We start from the raw sequence: 18,026 nt of genomic DNA on the forward strand, positions 1-18,026 counted from the left end.
TGACTGCCGGTTCCTCGGTCGCCGGGCTGGACGGGTTCCGTCGCCCCGATCGAACGCCGATCGGGAGGGAATCCGGCTGAAACGTGTCGTGGCTGCACGACGCACCCGAAGCCGCGCGCTCGGGCGTGTCCGACCGTCCGGCAGAATTCGTCGCGTATCCGAAGGGCTAACCCCGATGCGGTCCCGTTGGCCGATATGGGCCTGTTCGACAAGCTGCGCGGCGGCTCCGACGATCGCGTCGTCTTCCTCGGGATCGACGGGGTCCCCTACGAACTGATCACGGACCACCCGGACGTCTTCGAGAACCTCCACGCGATCGCCGAGGAGGGCACCTCGGGGCGGATCGAGAGCATCGTCCCGCCCGAGTCGAGCGCCTGCTGGCCGAGCCTCACGACCGGCCAGAATCCCGGAAAAACCGGCGTCTACGGGTTCCAGGACCGCGAACGCGGCTCCTACGACACCTACGTCCCGATGGGGAGCCACGTCGAGGCGACCCGGCTGTGGGATCTGGTGACCGAGGACGGCCGGGACGCGACCGTCCTGAACGTGCCCGTGACGTTCCCGCCCTCGAGCCGGATCCAGCGGCAGGTCTCGGGCTTCCTCTCGCCGTCGATCGAGAAGGCCGCAAGCGATGACGAGGTCCGCCAAACGCTCGAGCGGTACGACTACGCGATCGACGCCGACGCGAAGCTCGGCCACGACGAGGACAAGACCGCCTTCATCGAGAACGCCCACGAGACGCTCGAAGGCCGGCGGAAGGTCTTCGAACACTACATCGAGGCGGACGACTGGGACCTCTTCTTCGGGGTCTTTATGACGCCCGACCGAGTCAACCACTTCCTGTTCGGCGACTACGCGACCGACGGCGAGTACGCCGCGGAGTTCCTCGAGTTCTATCGCGAGCTCGACGCCGCGATCGGCGCGATCCGCGACCGACTCGACGACGACACGGAGCTCGTGGTCGCCTCCGACCACGGCTTCACCCGTGAGGAGTACGAGGTCGACATCAACCGATGGCTCGAGGAGGCGGGCTGGCTCTCGTATGCGGCCGATGCCGACGACCCGGACGGACTCGAGGACATCGCGGACGACGCACGAGCCTACTCGCTCATTCCCGGTCGCCTGTTCCTCAACCTCGAGGGACGCGAACCCCGCGGGAGCGTCGCCGAGGCCGACTACGAGGACGTCCGTGACGAGCTGATCGCCGACCTCGAGTCCCTGGCGGCCCCCGACGGCCGGGCCGTCTGCGACCGGATCGTGAAGGGCGAGGACGCCTTCTCGGGCGACCACACCGACATCGCGCCCGATCTCGTGGTCATCCCCACTGACGGATTCGATTTAAAAGCCGGCTTCGGGACCGACAAGGAGGTCTTCAGCGAGGGGCCTCGCAACGGGATGCACAAGTTCGGCAACGCCAGCCTGTTCACGACCGACGCTGACGTGGCGGTCGGCGACGACGTGAACCTCTTCGACGTCGCCCCGACCATCCTCGACCAGCTCGACGTCGACGCGGACCGGTCGGCCTTCGACGGCGAGTCGCTGCGCGCGGACTGATCGGCGACCGGGCCGTCGTTCCGGGAGATCGTTTCAGGCGGCCGTTTCAGTCGGCGATTTCGGGCGGCACGACGCCACGTTCCGTGACAACAATTAACGCCCAGGAGCACCGACCGTCGATCGATGGTTGATCCTGATTCGGAGGAGGACCCCCACGAGGAGGCGGACCACCTCCGTGACGTGCCCGTCGACGCCGGCTGTACCGAGATCTGGGATCACCTGTCCGGAACTCGCGAGAAGGCGTCCGGCTCAAACGCCGACTCGGATCCGGATCGCGAACCGGTCGACGTCGACTAGGTGGCGCGTGATCGAACCGCACGGTGATTCGCACGGCGATTCACGACCGTCTTCATCATCGTCGACCCTTCCGTTGGCCGGTCACCACGTCAGGCCTTCATAAGTGAGGCCCTCGCGGCGCTCGACGATTCGGCGGCCGTCGATGACGACCGGATCGGCCATCGCGTCGAACTCCTCGTCGAGTGCCGCGAACTCGTCCCAGTCGGTGACGACGACTGCGGCCGCGGCACCCTCGAGGGCCGTGGCGGCGTCGGGGGCGTATTCGAGGTCGGGGAACCGCTCGCGCATAGTCTCGGTCGCGACCGGGTCGTAGCCGACGACGTCGGCGCCGCGCTCGTGGAGTCCGTCGATCACCGGGATCGCCCGCGAGTTGCGGACGTCGTCCGTCCCAGGTTTAAAAGCGAGGCCGAGAACCGCCACGCGCTCGCCCGCGACGTCGGCGTGGCGATCGAGCAACTCGAGCAGTCGCTGGGGCTGGCCGTCGTTCACTTCGACGGCAGCATTTAAGAGGGCGGGATCGTAGCCTGCCTCCCGGGATGCCGCCCGGAGCGCGTCCACGTCCTTGGGGAAGCAGCTCCCGCCCCAACCGACTCCGGAGCGGAGGAACTGCTCGGAGATGCGGTCGTCGAGCCCGATCGCGTCCATCACCTCGTAGGCGTCGAGTCCGAACTCCTTACACGCGTTCCCCAGATCGTTGACTAGCGAGATCTTCGCCGACAGAAACGCGTTGTTCGCATACTTGATCATCATCGCCGTCTCCGGATCCGTCCGCACGACTGGCACGTCCGTTTCCTTTAAAAGCGTCTCATACAGCTCTTCGAGACGGTCGAGCGCCCACGACGACTCGGTCCCGAAAACGAGCTTATCCGGATCACGGAAATCCGAGACCGCGGTGCCTTCCCGGAGGAACTCCGGGTTCGTCGCGAGCTCCGCGCGAGGCACCGCCCCGTCGGCTCCGGTCGCGGTTCCGGCACCTGAAGCCAACGCCGCTCGAAGCTCGGCCAATGCCGGGGGCGTAACCGTACTCTTCACGACGACGAGGTGTGGAGCGGCATCGTCCGCGGCCGCGATATCTGCGCCCGCCCCGTCTCCGATCGCGCCACCGTCTCCGCTCGCGCCATCATCGCCGCCTGCTGCGATCGCTTCACCGGTCATCTCGGTCGCGGCCGCCAGGGCAGTCAGATCGAGCGAGCCGTCGGAATTCGAGGGGGTCTGGACCGCGAGGAAGGTCAGATCGGAGTCCGGGATCGCGCCGTAGTCGGTCGTCGCCGTGAGTCGGTCGCCGGCGTGTTCGGCGATCAGATCCTCGAGTCCGGGCTCGTGGATCGGCGCCTCGCCGGCGTTCAGCGTGGCGACGACGTCCTCGTCGATGTCGATCGCGGTGACCGTGTGGCCGAGGTCGGCCAGCGAGGCGGCGAGCGTCGTGCCCACGTAGCCGCTGCCGACGACGGTGACGTGCATACCCGCTGAAGAGCGGTCGCGAGTCAAGAGTCTTCCGTCGCCGGGGGATCCGTGGTCGACGCTGGGTGCGTTCGCGGCCGGCGTCGGGTGCGTTCGCGGTCGGCGCCAAGTACTTCGTGGTCGACGTCGAGCGGTCACTCGGTTTGCTCCGGCGCCCGACCCACGAAGATATTTAAGCGGATGGGCCGGATCCTCGGCGTATGAAGGCAGTCGTACTCGCGGCCGGCCAGGGGACGCGATTGCGTCCGCTGACCGACGACAAACCGAAGGGGATGGTCGAGGTGGCCGGGGTTCCCATCCTGACGCATTGTTTCGACCGACTCATCGAGCTGGGTGCCGACGAGCTCGTGGTCGTGGTCGGGTATAAAAAGGAGGTCATCATCGACCACTACGGCGATGCTTATGAGGGCGTCCCGATCACCTACGCCCACCAGCGCGAGGCGAAGGGACTCGCGCACGCGCTGCTCACCGTCGAGGAGCACATCGACGACGACTTTATGCTCATCCTCGGCGACAACGTCTTCGACGCGAACCTCGAGGACGTCGTCCGCCGCCAACGCGAGGATCGCGCCGATGCGGCCTTTCTGGTCGAGGAAGTCCCCTGGGAGGACGCGTCCCGGTACGGAGTTTGTGACACGAACCAGTACGGCGAGATCACCGACGTGATCGAGAAACCCGACGACCCGCCGAGCAACCTCGTGATGACCGGCTTTTACACGTTCACGCCCGCGATCTTCCACGCCTGTCATCTCACCCAACCCTCCGACCGCGGCGAGTACGAACTCTCTGACGCGATCGACCTGCTGATCCAGTCCGGCCGCACGATCGACGCGATCGGCCTGGACGGCTGGCGGATCGACGTCGGCTACCCCGAAGACCGCGACGAGGCCGAACGCCGACTCACCACCGACGACGACGCGGGATCCGAGACGGAAACGGGCGAGGAAACCGACGAGACGCCGGTCGACGCGGACGGAACGGCAACGACGTAGGGCGCCGAAGCCCCAAACGCGATCGGCGGTCCGTCGCGAGGACTCACTCCGGCTGATACGGATTGATCGCGGTCTCGAGGCGGTAGACGTCCTCCGCAACGTCAAAGCCGTCGTCGAACGCGTAGAGGTATCCGTTCCCGGCGGATGCGAGCCGGAATGTTCGCTTGGTTCCCCGAAACCGTGCTTTCCGAATCGACACGCTCACTGCTCATAGTCGCGAGTATGCCGTCACCGTTCATAAATTGTAGTGTGCGCCCACACTAGAATGGCTGGACAATGAACGGACGCACCGTCTCTCGCACGGCGATCGGAACGTCCCCGGACCGCTAGTCGAGCCGTCCCCGAACCGTTACTCGAGCCGCCGCCGGATGCTCTCGGCGTGTGCCTCGAGCCCCTCCGCCTCGGCGAGCGTCGTGATCGTGTCCGACAGGTCCGCGAGCGCCTCGCGGTCGAGCCGCTGCACGGTCGAGGACCGGAGGAACGTCTCCGTCGAGAGACCGCCGTAGCGCTTCGCGCCGCCGTTCGTTGGGAGCACGTGGTTCGGGCCCGCGGCGTAATCGCCCGCTGCGACCGGCGAGTACGGGCCGAGGAACGCCGAGCCGACGTTCGTGATCCGGTCGAGAAGCGCCTCGTCGTCGTCGGCCTGGATCGACAGGTGCTCGGCGGCGTACTCCTCGGCGAACAGCACCGCCTCGGACATCGAGCGGGCGAGAAGGACACCCGACGCGTCGGCCGCGAGGGCCTCACGGATCGTCTCCTCACGGTCGCGACCCTCGATCCCGTCGACCACCGCGTCGACGATCGCCGCCGCGGTGCCTTCGTCGTCCGTCACCGCGACGACGGAGGCGTTCGGGTCGTGTTCCGCCTGCGCGAGCAGATCTGCGGCGACGTATTCGGGATCCGCAGTCGCGTCCGCGAGCACGAGGATCTCGCTCGGCCCGGCGAGGAAGTCGATCTCGACGTCGCCACGCACCTCGGCCTTCGCAGCCGTCACCCAGCGGTTGCCGGGGCCGACCACGGTCTGGACGCCCGTTACGGTCTCGGTGCCGTACGCGAGCGCGGCGATCGCCTGCGCGCCACCGACCTGATAGACCGCGTCCGCGCCGGCCTCGTGGATGGCCGCAAGCGTGACCGGGTTGATCTCGTCCGCCGGCGGGGTCGCCACTGCGACGTGGTCGACGCCGGCAACTCTGGCGGGAACGATGCCCATGATCGCGCTTGAGGGGTACGCCGCGGTACCGCCGGGGACGTAGACGCCCGCGCGCTCGATCGGACGGAACCGGCGGCCGAGCTCGCGTCCGTCGACGGTCTCGCGGTAGTCCTCCGGGACCTGCTGCTCGTGGAAGGCCCGGACGTTCGCGGCCGCCTCGCGGATCGCGTCGAGGCGGGGATCGTCGGCGTCCGCGAACTCGGCGTGTGCCCGTTCGGCCGCGTCGGTGACGTCGATGTTGCCGACCGAGACGTCGTCGAACGCCTCGGCGAACTCCCGGATGGCGACGTCGCCCTCGGTTCGAACGCGGTCGACGATGTCGCGGACGTCATCGCGGACCGCCCCGATCCCGGCGTCGCGCTGGAAGAACGCGCGCCGGTGGTCGGGCGAGAGGTCGGCGATCGACCGGACGTCAAGGAGTGATTCCTCGGTCATCGGTTCCGCCCGATCATCGGTTTCTCCCAGTCATCGGTATCGCTCCGTGCGTGCAGTCATACCCCGAACTGGGCGATGCGCCGAAAAAGGCGTTCCGGATGTCGGGGTCCGCGTTCGTGGGGGGCGTTCGTGGAGGGCGTTCGTGGGCGGTTCCGAACCCGACCGTCCGTCGCCAACCCTTAACACGATCCGTGCCGGAACGACGGTAATGGCCGATTCCTCCTCGACGCCGACCCCGGCGGCGGTTCTCGACGGGCGCGTGAGCAAACCCGAGGCGGCGGTGTTCGTCTCGGGCGTCGCGAGTATGGGCCTGGAGATCCTCGCGGGCCGGATCGTCGCGCCGCAGTTCGGGAGCAGCATCTACACGTGGGGGACGATCATCGGCGTCTTCCTCGCCGCGTTGAGCGCCGGCTACCACCGCGGGGGAAAACTCGCGACCGAGGAGGCGACCGAGCGACGGCTGGCCAGGCTCCTGTTGGGGACGGCGGTCTGGGTCGCGCTGCTCGTGTTCGCCGGCGACCTGCTGTTGCGGTCGACGGTGGCGTTCCCCCTGCCGAGCCGGGTCGCGTCCCTGCCGGCGGTCGTCCTGCTGTTCGGGCCACCGACGTACCTGCTCGGGTTCATCAGCCCCTACGGGGCGGAGCTCTCCCGGAAGGAGGGGCTCGGCCGGGCCTCGGGCCACGTCTACGCGGTCGGGACGATCGGCAGCATCGTCGGCGCGTTCGGGACGACCTACTTCCTGATCCCGGGCCTCGGCGTCGACGCGATCGGGCTCGTCTTCGGGCTGCTGCTCGTCGCCACCGCCGCGTTCCTCCTGTTTCCGTCCCCCTCCCGAGACTCGATCCTTGCGGTCGTCGGCGTCCTCGTCGTCCTCGTGGCGGCGTTCTCGAGCGGCGCGGCCGGGGTCGCCCCGGAGGGACAGGTCGTCTACCAGACCCAGACGCCCTACCAGCAGCTCGAGGTGATCGACAGCGGCGATACGCGAACCCTCTACCTCGACGGGCAGCGCCACAGCGCGATGGACCTGTCGAACCCCGACCGACACGTCTTCTCCTACACGCGATACTTCCACCTGCCGTACCTCTTCGCCGACGATCCCGACGACATCGATCGCGTCCTGTTCATCGGCGGGGGCGGGTTCACCGGCCCGAAGCGGTTCGTCGAGGAGTACGACGCCACCGTCGACGTCGTCGAGATCGACCCCGAGGTGATCGACGTCGCGAAGCAGTACTTCGACGTCGAGGAGTCGGAGCAGCTGCGGATCCACAACGACGACGGTCGACGATACCTCCGCAACACGAACGAGACCTACGACCTGATCGTTCTGGACGCCTACAAGAAGGACAAGGTCCCCTTCCAGCTCACCACGAAGGAGTTCATGGAGCTGTCGAATGACCGCCTCAGCGATGACGGGATGGTCTTCGCGAACGTCATCTCCGCGCCGAGCGGCCCGGCCTCGCGCTTTTACCGCGCGGAATACGCCACGATGAACGCGGTCTATCCCACCGTCTACTCGTTCCCGACCGCCGGCGGCGGCGTCATCCAGAACATCGAGATGGTCGCGACAAAGAACGCCACGGTCGTGACCGAGGAAACCCTCCGGGAACGCAACGAGCGCCGCGACATCGGGATCGATCTGTCCGCGGAGATCGGTGACTATCGCACCGAGGAGAACGTCGGCGACGCGCCGGTCCTTCGGGACGACTACGCACCCGTGGACAGCCTACTCGACCCGATGGTCGGCCAGCGGTACGTGATCGACGAGGCGGGATCGGTCGAGAACGCCTCGGCGGGGAGCGAGGGCGACGGTGGCGATCCCGAGGACGGTGGAGCTCCCGAGAACGGTGGCGATCGACAGCGCGTCTCACCGGTACGCCTCGAGTCCGGGCCGGCCGAACCTGCACTTCCCCTCGCCGATTAAAACCGGAGCCACAGCCCCCGCGAACCGGATCCGGAACGCTTGACCCGCCGCCGTTCGAACGGTCGCCGTGAGTCGCCGTCGCCTGCTGGGATCGCTTTGCGGGCTCGTCTTCTTTCTCAACCTCGCGAGAGTCGTTTTCGCGCCGCTTTTGAACGTCTTCATCTCCGAGTTCGGCATCGGCGAGGCGACCGCGGGCCTGATCGTGACGCTCACGTGGCTCGGGAGTGCATCGCTCCGGCTTCCGGCCGGGTGGCTCCTCACGCGCGTCCCGCGACATCATCTCGTCCTCGTCTCGGGGGGCATTCTCGCGGCATCGGCGGCGCTCACCGGCGCGGCCGTGACCGTCCCGCAGCTGATGGTCGGGTCCTTCTGTATGGGAGCCGCTTCCGGGGCGTACTTCGTCGCGGCGAATCCGCTTTTAAGCGAACTGTTCCCGAGTCGGGTCGGTCGCGTGATCGGGATCCACGGCGGGGCGACCCAGCTGGCCGCCGTGGCGGCGGCACCCCTCGTCGCCGTCTGGGTGGGGATCGACTGGCGGTACGCGATCTGGACGATCGCCGTCGGCGCCGCCGTGGTCACGGTGTATACCGCGATCCAGGCTCGCGCGACCGAGCTGCCCGACGCGGGCGCGGCGGACCGGTCGCTCATCGCGGGTGCGCGCTCAGAGTGGCGGATCATCCTCGCCGCGTTGGGGCTTGCCGGCGCCGCCGTCTTCGTCTGGCAGGGCGTGTTCAACTTCTACGAGCTGTATATGCGGTCCCGCGGCCTGTCCCCGGCGGCAGCGTCCGCGATGCTGACGATCGTCTTCGCGGCCGGCGTCCCCGCCTTCGTCGTCGCCGGCGAAGTGGTCGACCGCCTGCCGTCGGTCCCGGTGCTGCTGGGCATCGGCGGCGCCTTCGCGGCGAGCCTCCTGGTGCTGGTCGCCGTCGACGGCCTCGTCGCGCTCGCGGTGATCTCCGCCGTCATCGGGTTCGTCATCCATGCCATCTTCCCGGCGACGGACGCCTACATCCTGACCGCGCTGCCGGATTCGACCCGCGGAAGCGCCTACGCCGTCTTCAGCGCCGTCTGGATGCTGTCGCAGTCGGTCGGGTCGGCGGTTCTCGGAACCCTGATAGAACGCGGCTACACCTACGACGCGGTGTTCGTGACGGCCGCGATCGGCCTCCTCGTGACCCTGTCCGTGTTCGCCGGCCTCGAACGGGCCGGGCGACTTCCGGCCTGACTCGAGGTCCCCTCGGCTTCGTCACTCCCACCGCTCGATCTTCTCAACCATATATAATCACATAAAATAAATAACATTGAATTTATATGTTGTCGCATAGCGGACATAGCCATGAGTTCGGAAACATCCGGGCAACTGAACGAGTATCAACAGTATGAGCGACAGAAAGTGGCTGCACGCGGGAAGAACACCACGACGCTGGTCGCACTCGTGTACCCGCCGGCAGCATACTATCTGGTCGGCAAGACGGGGATTGCGGCTCTGTGCTTCTTTACCGCTCATTTCGGACTGCTTGCACATATCGTGGCTCCGTTTCACGTTCGACGTGTCATCACGAACTCCCGCAGGCAAGTCGGTGGAACGTACTCATCCGACGGCAGCCCGCTGCTGATCGTTGTCGGCGTACTCCTCTCGGTGGGGTTCCTCCTCGTGGTAGTTTTCATCGCGTCGATCTTCCTCGGCATCGGTCTGTGAGAACGGTATGGTATCCGACTCCGGGTCGAACGTGCCGACGGAACGAAGCGTTGCGTGAGAACGACTCGAAGGAGCGGCCGTAAACGGACCGGGCGGCTTCCATCCTGATCCGGAGATCTACTTCCCACGGGGGGCTCGTCTCGATTCGACCGTTTCACTTCGATCCCGCGTGGATCGAAGATAAATTCGATATATCTCGAACGTCCTAAACCTATATTAAGATAGGGCGGATACGATGCACTATGACCAACGACGCATCGAACGCCGGGAGCGAGCCATTGGACCGCCACACGACGGGGGAGGACCGGGTTCGAATGGTCGCTCGCCAGCTCTCGGAACCGCGAACGGCGAACTGGATCGCCGAGGAAGCGGGCTGGTCACACGAACCGACGAAGCGCGTTCTAGAGCGGCTCATTGACGACGGAATCCTGCATCGCGATGACGATGGGGCTCACACCACGTACTATCCCGATTACCGTCGCCAGGCGATGCAGGAGGCAATGCGTCTTCGGGACGGCGAGCACACCGTGGAGGAACTCACGGATCGGCTCGCCGAAATGAACGCACGGATCCGAAGTTGGCAGAACGAATTCGACGTCGACTCGCCGAACCAACTCCGCGGGACGCTCGCCGACGAAACCCTCGAGACGGACGAGGCGGACCGTCGGAGAGAGATCGCACGCGAGTGGGAACGACTCCAGCGCCGGATCCGAATCGTCGGGTTCGCCGTGCGGGAGTGGGACTTCCTCGCTCCGACGACGGAGCCTGCGGAGGCGAACGGCTAACGGATGTCGGTGCCACATCCGGGTGGTGACCCGAACGCGGCGTTATATTCCCAACTGAAGCGGGACGTTCTCGACCGCGTTCCGCAGATCACGGCGGTGGAGTACGTCCCCGACGACATCGAGGCGACACGGCTGCGGGCGGTCTTCGATCCGGATCGCCTTGCCCCGCCAACGGGCCCCGAGTCTCCGAAATTGATCGTCAAATGGTATCGGCAGGAACCGGACGACTGGTTCCGCATCAACTACACCGACCCGAATGCGGATTTCCACGCCGGGTGGCATCAGGACGAGGATCACCCCGATCTCGGGCGGGCACATTTCCAGTACTCGCTCATCGATGAAACGGGTCGATGGGGCATCACGTTCCAACACGAAACGCCCTCCCTGATCCTCTGGGAGATCGTCGACGATCTGATCGAGAACGTCCGTCCGACATACCAGTACGAGAACGGAAACTCCTAACTCTCCGGAAGGTGCGCCACGCTCACGACGGTCACGCTCAAGGGCGTCCCGCGCGAAGCACGCGCAGGATGGAGTTCGAACTGCTCGGCTGGCCAGACGAGGACCCGACGCTCCGGCTCGACTACCGGGCGTTCAGCTACGCCGGCAAGTTCGCGACTTCGGGGACCGGCGTCGCCGTGCTCCGAGCGGAGACGCCGGATGCGGTCGCCCCGGATTGGGAGCCCGATCCGTCGCGTCCCGACCCGGCCCCGCGGCCGGATGCCGACGCCGAAACGGCCTCCCTCGCTGACGACGTCGTCGCCGCAGTCGCGTTCAACCGGGACCGGACGGACCCGAGCACCCTGTGGATCCGGTACGTCTCGGTACACACGGCGCGGCGAGGCGAGGGGCTTGGCCCGCGTCTCGTCGCCGATCTGGTGCGGTGCGTTCGTGATCGACGGGGCCGAGAGGGGAGCGCCGCGAACCGGACCGACGCCGTCGATCGGATCCGGATCGGCGTGAACAACCCGTTCGCCTACGAGGCGCTTTATAAGGTCGGCTTCGCGTTCACCGGCCGGGAGACCGGGGTCGCGGAGCTGGTTCTCGAACGGCCGGTCGACGCGCCGGCCGCCCTCGACGCCGAGACGTATCGATCGGGGTTGGACGTCTATCGTGAGCGTGATCGTGGGGAGCCGGAGGCGTCGTTCCTCGCGGACCGGCGTGGCGGCGATCCGCCGCCGCTGGTCGAGGGGGCTTTTTAAGACGTCGCGCCGACGAACTCCGAACGATGGGAAACGCCGACCTGCGTTCGCTGGCGTCGATCCGCGACGTCGCGTTCGCGGACATCGAAGGGAGCGTCGTCGCGGTGGACGCGCACAACTGGCTGTACCGGTACCTGACGACGACGGTCAAGTGGACGCGTGACAACGTCTACACGACCGCCGAGGGAACCGAGGTCGCCAACCTCGTGGGGATCGTGCAGGGGCTTCCGAAGTTCTTCGAACACGACCTCGTCCCCGTCTTCGTCTTCGACGGCGAGGTGACCGAGTTCAAAAGTCGGGAGATCGCCGACCGGCGCGAGAAGCGGGAGGCGGCCGAGGAGCGCCTCGCCGAGGCCGAAGAGCGCGGTGACGCCGTCGAGGCCGCGCGGCTGGAGGCGCGCACCCAGCGGTTGACCGACATCATTCAGGAGACGACGCGGGGCCTGCTCGACCGCCTCGACGTGCCCGTCATCGAGGCGCCCGCGGAGGGCGAGGCGCAGTGTGCCCACATGAACGCGGTCGGCGACGTCGACTACGCGGGCAGCGAGGACTACGACACGCTGCTGTTCGGCGCCCCCGCAACGCTCCGGCAGCTCACCAGCAAGGGGGATCCGGAGCTGATGGAGCTGGAGGCGACGCTTGAGGAGCTGGGACTGATGCGCGAGGGGCTCGTCGACGTGGCGATGCTCTGTGGCACCGACTTCAACGAGGGGATCGCGGGTATCGGTCCTAAGACGGCCGTCTCGGAGATCGAGGAGCACGGCGACCTCTGGGGCGTCCTGGAGGCGCGTGGGGAGAGCATTCCCGACGCGGTGGCGATCCGGTCCCTCTTTCTCGACCCGCCGGTCCGCGAGGACTACGCGATCGACACGACCCTCGATCCCGACCTCGAGGCGGCCCGCCGGTACGTGACCGAGGAGTGGGAGGTCGACCCGGCCGAGGTCGAACGCGGATTCGAACGCATCGAGGAGTCGATCGCCCAGACCGGTCTCGACCGGTGGACGTGACGGGCAGCTCGTGCCGCCGGTGAAACCGTTAATCCGGATTAAAACACACGCTACAGCGGTTGAATCGCCGTAATTCGGCTAAAAACGGGTTCACGACTGCCACCCCTCATTATCCCCCGACCAGTACCCCGAGTTGCAATGTTCGAAACCGACCCGATGCTGCTTGTGACCTGGGGTACCGACCTGGCGGACACGATCGCGCTCGCCGGACCGCCGGCCGACCTGCCGGGTGCAGTGCCCGATTTCGTGGGCGAGATCCACGACGCCATTCGGTCGTTCGGCGGCGGTGAAGGCGGGCTCGGCGAGACGATCTCCGAGCTGACGCCCGGCGGCGAGAGCGGTGCGGGCGCTGAAAACGCCGGTGCCGGCGGAGCCGGCTCTGCCGGCGCTGATACCGCGGGCGACGCCACCGACACCACTGCGGGCGTCGATAGCTAACCACAGCGTGGCATCGACGGCAACCGCGGACTTCGTGACATCGTTATCGGACGGGCCCTGATCGCGGATCCGGGGCGACAAACCGCGACTGCGGCGGTCGATCGCAACCGTTCTACGCACACCGTTCCAACGGGGAGCCGTGACCACGTGGATCGAGAACCCGACCGGCGGGCGCGCTCGCGGCCCGCGCGGGCTGGCGCGGGCGTGGAGCGAGGTCCTCCGCCGACCGGGGCGGTTCTTCCGGAACGGGGTGAGTCCCGGCGACCAAGCGCCCGGATTGACGTTCGCGATGGCCGTCGCGGTGGCGTTCACGGCGGGCTGGTTCCTGGCCGATCCGGCCGTTATCCCCGCGATCGCGGGGACGGGTGCGCTCTCTACCGGTGCCTCAGCAGCGGTGGCTCTCGTTCTCGTCGGAGTGTTGGCCGCGCCGGTCGGGCTCCACCTGACGGCGGTCGCGGGGGTGATCGCGGTTATCGTCGCGAGCCTGCGACGGACGGAAACGGGATCGATCGGGACGGCCGACCGGGGTGGCGTGAGCGAGACTGTTCAGGTCGTCGCGTACGCGTCGGCGCCGTTCGCGATCGCCGGCCCGCCCATCCCGGCGCTCAGGATCGCGTGTGCGATCTACGCCACGGGATTGCTCGTGATCGGGTTTCGAAGGATTCACGATCTCTCCTGGCCCCGTACCGTCATCGCGATCCTGCCGCCGGCGGTCATCGGGTTCGGATTCGGGTATCGATCACTGTTCGCGTTCCGAGCACTGGTAGGGGGGTAGCTGCCGATTCGGGCGGTTCGTCCGTCGTCCCGGGCGATTGACCGCGGTTCCCACGCCGGATGGCTTTCGACAACCGTTTTAGGCGGGAGGATTTTTATCACATCAAATGGGATCCTGTATCATCTGCGGCGCCTCCGTGGACGGTCGCATCTGCGACTCCCACGAGGAGGACGTCGTGTTCGACTTTCGCGGGAACGCCCCGGACGAACTCGTTTCGAATCGATTCTACCGCGGCACCGTCGACGGCTACGCCGACTTCGGCGTCTTCGTCGATCTCGCGCCCGGCGTCACTGGACTGTTGCACCGCTCCGAGCTCGATCAGCGGCTCGAATCCCTCGAGTGGGAGCCCGGCGACGCCGTCTTCGTCCAGGTGAAGAACGTCCGCGACAACGGCAACGTCGACTTGGGATGGTCGATCCGCCAGTCGATTCGGGAGTTCCGCGGCACGCTCGTCCAGGAGGACGGGACGTCGCGACTGCCCGATGACGACGACTCGGATGGAGATGACGCTGGCGATTCGAACGGAGACGACGCTGGCGATTCGGACGGAGACGACGTCGAGGACACCACGGACGAAATCGACGAGACGGGCGAGGCCAACGAAGACGACACGGACGAAGCCCACGCGGACGCCGGTGCGGTAGGCGAGGGAAACGGGCGCAGCGGTGACGTCGCGGCGGCCGAAACGGAAACCGACGCGGCCGAGAACTCGGCGATGAGTGAGATCGACGCCGCAGAGGACCCGACCGCGAATGAGGAGACGGCGGGGACGGAAACGTCCGGGGCCGACGAGACGGTCGAAACGGAAGCAACGACCGGTGAGAAGCCGACGGCTGACGGCGATCAAACCGATGACGAACCCGCACCCACTGCCGACTACGACCGCGTGCGGGTCGAGACGCTCACCGATCGCGTCTCGGAATCGGTTCGGATCGAGGGCGAGGTCGTGAGCGTTCGCCAGACCGGCGGGCCGACGGTCTTTGAGGTCCGTGACGAAACCGGCGTGGTCGACGTCGCCGCCTTCGTCGAGGCCGGCGTTCGTGCGTATCCGGGCGTCGAACTCGGCGACATCGTCCGGATCGACGGGGAGGTCGAACGCCGCCGAGAGGAGATCCAACTCGAGACCGAGGGACTGGCGGTCCTTGAGGGCGCGGACGCGGAAGCAGTCGAGCGACGGCTTGCCGAGGCCCTCTCCGACCGGGCCCGTCCGGACGAACTCGACGCGTTGGTCGCGGACGAGGCCGTCACGGCGCTTTCCGAGGACGTCCTCGACGCGGCGGAGGCGATCCGCCGGGCCGTCCTCGAGTCCCGGCCGATCGTGGTTCGCCACCCCGCCACGGCCGACGGCTACGTCGCCGGCGCGGCGATCGAGCGTGCGGCCCTGCCGCTCATCCGGGAGGAACACGCGAAACGCGACGCCGTCTACCACTACTTCACCCGGCGTCCGCTCGAAGGGTCCGTCTACGAGATGGACGACGCGACCACGGACGTTACCCGAATGCTGCAGGATCGCGACCGACACGACGAGAAGCTCCCCCTGTTCGTGCTCGTCGGCACCGGATCGACCGTCGAGTCGGCCGACGGGATCGGGCTACTCGACGTCTACGACGCCGCGTCGGTCGTCATCGACGCCGCGGTCGCGGACCCCGAAACCCGCGAGTCGGTCGACACGCTCGTTTCGCCGGAGCTTGCCGACGTCGACGGCGATGTCGACCTCTCGACCGGGGCGCTTTCGGCCTCGCTGGCCGCGACCGTCAACGGCGACGTCCACGACGACCTCCGCCACCTCCCGGCCGTGAGCTACTGGGACGGGACGCCGGCGGCGTACGCCGACCTCGCCGCCGATGCCGGCTACGACGCCGACCGCGTCGCCGAGCTTCGGGAGGCGATCGCGCTTGAGGCGTACTACCAGTCCTACGAGGACAAACGCGAACTCGTCGAGGACCTGCTGTTCGACGACGCCGGCGACCTGGCGGTCCACGTTTCCGAGCAGTTCCGCGAGAAGCTCGAGACCGAACTGGCCACCGCGCGGGAGAACCTCCACACCGAGGACGTCGACGGCGTCCGGTTCACCGTCCTCGACACCGACGCCTACACCCACCGCTACGACTTCCCGCCGACCGCGCTGCTGATCGAGACGCTTCACCGGCGGACGCACGAGTCCGACGAGGTGTCGGTCACGCTCGGCATCGGGACCGACGAACTCTACCTCCGGTCGACCGCCGACAGCTCGGTTCGCGAGATCGCCGCCGCGGCCGCCGAGATCGCCCCCGACGCGGATATCTCGACGGCAAGCGTCCGCGACGGCACGATCGAGTTCCTGTCGGGCGAGCGCGACGCCGTCGAGGACGCCGTGATCGCCGCGGTCGCGGACCTCGTCTCGGCCTGAAGACATCGTCTCAGTTTCGAAGACCTCATCTCGGTCCCGAACCGCCGGAGCGACACCCTTAACCACGAATCCCGTCGATCCACGCACAATGAGTACCGACGCCCCGAGCGAGGGATCCGCCGACGCCCCCGAGGCGTTCGTCGCCGCCTGCGAGGAGTTGGCCGAGCGGATCGTCGCCGGCGAGATTGACCGGGACGACCTCGAGTCAGCCAAACTCGACGTCTGCTCGACCCACTCCTCGCCGAAGGTGCCGAAGAACACCGACATCCTCGATCACGCCCCCGAGGACGCCCGCGAGGAGGTCGAACGGGTCGTGCGCCGCAAGCCGGTGCGGACCGCCTCCGGCGTCTCCCCGGTCGCGATCATGACCTCGCCGGAGCTGTGTCCCCACGGGAAATGTCTCTACTGTCCGGGCGGGCCGGCCTCGGAGTTCTCCTCCGCGCAGTCGTATACGGGCCACGAGCCGGCCGCCGCGCGCGGCGAGCAGAACGAGTACGACCCCTACGGGCAGGTCACGCTCCGGCTCGAGCAGCTCCGGGCGATCGGTCACCCGGTCGACAAGGTCGAACTCATCCTGATGGGCGGGACGATGACGGCCCGCTCACACGACTACCAGGAGTGGTTCGTCAAGCGCGCCCTCGAGGCGATGAACGATTACGACCTCGAGTCCGACCCGGAGCCGGCCGAGGACGAGTCGTTCGCGCAGGACCCCGACGAGCACGAGTTCCGGTACCTCGAGGACGTGATCGCCGAGAACGAGACGAACGAGATCCGCAACATCGGGACCACCTTCGAAACGAAGCCCGACTGGTGTGATCCCGAGCAGATCGACCGGATGCTCGATCTCGGCGGCACGAAGGTCGAGGTCGGCGTCCAGACGACCTACGAGCGGATCAACCGCGAGATGCACCGCGGCCACGGCACCCAGGCCTCGAAGGATGCCAACCGACGGCTGCGCGACGCCGGCTTCAAGGTCGGCTTCCACATGATGCCCGGCCAGCCCGGGATGACCCGGGAGATGTGTCTCGAGGACTTCCGGCAGCTCTTCGAGAATCCCGACTGGCAACCTGACTACCTGAAGATCTACCCGACGCTCGTGGTTCGGGGCACCCGGGTGTACGACAGCTGGTACAACGACGAGTACGAGCCCCTCGACAACGAGGCGGCCGCGGACCTGATCGCCGAGATGATGGGCGAGATCCCCGAGTACACCCGGCTTCAGCGCGTCCAACGGGACATCCCAGCCGACTTCATCGATGCGGGCGTCTGGAAGTCGAACCTCCGGCAGCTCGCCGAGCAGCGGGCCGCGGAGACGGGCATCGAGATCCGCGACGTCCGGTCGCGGGAGGTGGGGATGAACGACGCCGATCCCGATCCGGACGCGATCGAGTTGTCGACGACGACCTACGAGGTCGCCGGCGGGACCGAGCACTTCATCGCGTTCGAGGATCCGGTTCGTGACCTCCTCGTGGGATTCTGTCGGCTCCGATTCCCCTCCTACGCGGCCGGCCAGCCCGGCACGCCGGGCACGGAGACCGATCCGGTCCGGCGCGAGCTGGCGGACGCGGCGATCGTCCGGGAGCTCCACGTCTACGGCAGCGAGGCGGCGATCGGCGAGGACGCCGGCGCGGGCGGCAGCGACTGGCAGCACAAGGGGTACGGGCGTCGGCTCATCGACCACGCCGAGGAGTTGGCGCACGATGCCGGCTTCCGGAAGATCGCGGTCATCTCCGGGATCGGCGCCCGACAGTATTACCGCGACAAACTCGGCTATCACCAGGACGGCCCCTACGTCTCGAAGCGGCTGTAGCCGGAAGCGCGATCGCGTGAGGGAAAGGCACAAGCGCAGGGCGGTCCGTAA

At 67.2% G+C, this 18,026-nt stretch carries 16 protein-coding genes and 1 pseudogene; 14 read left to right on the forward strand and 3 right to left on the reverse strand.

Translation table 11 applies throughout. The features are described 5' to 3' along the window. The first annotated feature begins 195 nt into the window (after positions 1-195). Both BLW38_RS06265 and BLW38_RS16190 read left to right on the forward strand, forming a co-directional pair. A complete protein-coding gene (locus BLW38_RS06265) occupies positions 196-1,554 on the forward strand; it encodes an alkaline phosphatase family protein (RefSeq protein ID WP_092816073.1) in 1,359 nt (452 codons plus the stop codon). Positions 1,555-1,677: 123 nt separating this feature from the next. Next, positions 1,678-1,851, forward strand: coding sequence for a hypothetical protein (locus BLW38_RS16190; protein WP_177167453.1), 174 nt, complete (start codon positions 1,678-1,680; stop codon positions 1,849-1,851). An 81-nt stretch (positions 1,852-1,932) separates the two neighbouring features. Here the strand turns inward: BLW38_RS16190 and aglM are convergent, their stop codons facing one another. After that, a complete protein-coding gene (aglM, locus tag BLW38_RS06270) occupies positions 1,933-3,312 on the reverse strand; it encodes a UDP-glucose 6-dehydrogenase AglM (RefSeq protein WP_092816075.1) in 1,380 nt (459 codons plus the stop codon). 200 nt (positions 3,313-3,512) lie between these two features. Between aglM and aglF the strand changes: the two genes are divergently transcribed. Beyond that, entirely contained in the window at positions 3,513-4,304 is a 792-nt protein-coding gene (gene aglF / locus BLW38_RS06275; RefSeq protein WP_092816077.1) for a UTP--glucose-1-phosphate uridylyltransferase AglF, read from the forward strand. A 134-nt stretch (positions 4,305-4,438) separates the two neighbouring features. Here the strand turns inward: aglF and BLW38_RS06285 are convergent. Continuing rightward, a pseudogene (locus BLW38_RS06285) lies at positions 4,439-4,516 on the reverse strand (AbrB/MazE/SpoVT family DNA-binding domain-containing protein); the annotation flags it as partial. A 137-nt stretch (positions 4,517-4,653) separates the two neighbouring features. Then, the gene (gene hisD / locus BLW38_RS06290; RefSeq protein ID WP_092816079.1) at positions 4,654-5,949 is read right to left on the reverse strand and encodes a histidinol dehydrogenase; all 1,296 of its coding nucleotides are present in this window, start codon (positions 5,947-5,949) and stop codon (positions 4,654-4,656) included. Between the two features lie 208 nt (positions 5,950-6,157). Here hisD and BLW38_RS06295 point away from each other — a divergent pair, with 208 nt between their 5' ends. The 11 genes from BLW38_RS06295 to BLW38_RS06345 all read left to right on the forward strand — a co-directional run bounded on the left by BLW38_RS06295 (position 6,158) and on the right by BLW38_RS06345 (position 17,975). Next, positions 6,158-7,870: a spermidine synthase gene (locus BLW38_RS06295; protein WP_092816081.1), complete on the forward strand. Its 1,713-nt coding sequence runs from the start codon at positions 6,158-6,160 to the stop codon at positions 7,868-7,870. 67 nt (positions 7,871-7,937) lie between these two features. Further along, entirely contained in the window at positions 7,938-9,095 is a 1,158-nt protein-coding gene (locus BLW38_RS06300; RefSeq protein ID WP_092816083.1) for an MFS transporter, read from the forward strand. A gap of 111 nt (positions 9,096-9,206) precedes the next feature. After that, positions 9,207-9,569: a hypothetical protein gene (locus tag BLW38_RS06305; protein WP_092816085.1), complete on the forward strand. Its 363-nt coding sequence runs from the start codon at positions 9,207-9,209 to the stop codon at positions 9,567-9,569. Between the two features lie 242 nt (positions 9,570-9,811). Next, positions 9,812-10,354: a DUF7342 family protein gene (locus BLW38_RS06310; protein ID WP_092816087.1), complete on the forward strand. Its 543-nt coding sequence runs from the start codon at positions 9,812-9,814 to the stop codon at positions 10,352-10,354. A 3-nt stretch (positions 10,355-10,357) separates the two neighbouring features. Then, positions 10,358-10,816 carry a hypothetical protein gene (locus BLW38_RS06315; protein WP_092816089.1) on the forward strand — a complete coding sequence of 153 codons (459 nt, stop codon included), beginning with the start codon at positions 10,358-10,360 and terminating at the stop codon, positions 10,814-10,816. 68 nt (positions 10,817-10,884) lie between these two features. Then, a complete protein-coding gene (locus tag BLW38_RS06320) occupies positions 10,885-11,556 on the forward strand; it encodes a GNAT family N-acetyltransferase (RefSeq protein WP_092816091.1) in 672 nt (223 codons plus the stop codon). Between the two features lie 26 nt (positions 11,557-11,582). Further along, positions 11,583-12,563: a flap endonuclease-1 gene (gene fen, locus BLW38_RS06325; RefSeq protein WP_092816093.1), complete on the forward strand. Its 981-nt coding sequence runs from the start codon at positions 11,583-11,585 to the stop codon at positions 12,561-12,563. Positions 12,564-12,701: 138 nt separating this feature from the next. Further along, positions 12,702-13,001, forward strand: coding sequence for a hypothetical protein (locus tag BLW38_RS06330; protein ID WP_092816095.1), 300 nt, complete (start codon positions 12,702-12,704; stop codon positions 12,999-13,001). Positions 13,002-13,140: 139 nt separating this feature from the next. After that, complete coding sequence (locus BLW38_RS06335; RefSeq protein WP_092816097.1) at positions 13,141-13,776, forward strand: YIP1 family protein; 636 nt, start codon at positions 13,141-13,143, stop codon at positions 13,774-13,776. A 106-nt stretch (positions 13,777-13,882) separates the two neighbouring features. Further along, the gene (locus BLW38_RS06340) at positions 13,883-16,165 is read left to right on the forward strand and encodes a DHH family phosphoesterase (protein ID WP_092816099.1); all 2,283 of its coding nucleotides are present in this window, start codon (positions 13,883-13,885) and stop codon (positions 16,163-16,165) included. A gap of 88 nt (positions 16,166-16,253) precedes the next feature. Next, positions 16,254-17,975 carry a tRNA uridine(34) 5-carboxymethylaminomethyl modification radical SAM/GNAT enzyme Elp3 gene (locus BLW38_RS06345; protein WP_092816101.1) on the forward strand — a complete coding sequence of 574 codons (1,722 nt, stop codon included), beginning with the start codon at positions 16,254-16,256 and terminating at the stop codon, positions 17,973-17,975. Positions 17,976-18,026: the final 51 nt, after the last annotated feature.

Origin of the sequence: Halopenitus malekzadehii (assembly GCF_900108505.1) — an archaeon.
GTDB classification, from domain to species: Archaea; Halobacteriota; Halobacteria; order Halobacteriales; family Haloferacaceae; genus Halopenitus; species Halopenitus malekzadehii.

What these genes read in the sequence shown, in the direction of transcription:
- BLW38_RS16190 (WP_177167453.1), top strand. Translation starts at nt 1,678, where the DNA reads ATGGTTGATCCTGATTCGGAGGAGGACCCCCACGAGGAGGCGGACCAC.
- fen (WP_092816093.1), top strand. Translation starts at nt 11,583, where the DNA reads ATGGGAAACGCCGACCTGCGTTCGCTGGCGTCGATCCGCGACGTCGCG.
- aglF (WP_092816077.1), top strand. Translation starts at nt 3,513, where the DNA reads ATGAAGGCAGTCGTACTCGCGGCCGGCCAGGGGACGCGATTGCGTCCG.
- BLW38_RS06330 (WP_092816095.1), top strand. Translation starts at nt 12,702, where the DNA reads ATGTTCGAAACCGACCCGATGCTGCTTGTGACCTGGGGTACCGACCTG.
- BLW38_RS06295 (WP_092816081.1), top strand. Translation starts at nt 6,158, where the DNA reads ATGGCCGATTCCTCCTCGACGCCGACCCCGGCGGCGGTTCTCGACGGG.
- BLW38_RS06340 (WP_092816099.1), top strand. Translation starts at nt 13,883, where the DNA reads ATGGGATCCTGTATCATCTGCGGCGCCTCCGTGGACGGTCGCATCTGC.
- BLW38_RS06345 (WP_092816101.1), top strand. Translation starts at nt 16,254, where the DNA reads ATGAGTACCGACGCCCCGAGCGAGGGATCCGCCGACGCCCCCGAGGCG.
- BLW38_RS06305 (WP_092816085.1), top strand. Translation starts at nt 9,207, where the DNA reads ATGAGTTCGGAAACATCCGGGCAACTGAACGAGTATCAACAGTATGAG.
- BLW38_RS06315 (WP_092816089.1), top strand. Translation starts at nt 10,358, where the DNA reads ATGTCGGTGCCACATCCGGGTGGTGACCCGAACGCGGCGTTATATTCC.
- BLW38_RS06320 (WP_092816091.1), top strand. Translation starts at nt 10,885, where the DNA reads ATGGAGTTCGAACTGCTCGGCTGGCCAGACGAGGACCCGACGCTCCGG.
- BLW38_RS06310 (WP_092816087.1), top strand. Translation starts at nt 9,812, where the DNA reads ATGACCAACGACGCATCGAACGCCGGGAGCGAGCCATTGGACCGCCAC.
- hisD (WP_092816079.1), bottom strand. Translation starts at nt 5,949, where the DNA reads ATGACCGAGGAATCACTCCTTGACGTCCGGTCGATCGCCGACCTCTCG.
- aglM (WP_092816075.1), bottom strand. Translation starts at nt 3,312, where the DNA reads ATGCACGTCACCGTCGTCGGCAGCGGCTACGTGGGCACGACGCTCGCC.
- BLW38_RS06265 (WP_092816073.1), top strand. Translation starts at nt 196, where the DNA reads ATGGGCCTGTTCGACAAGCTGCGCGGCGGCTCCGACGATCGCGTCGTC.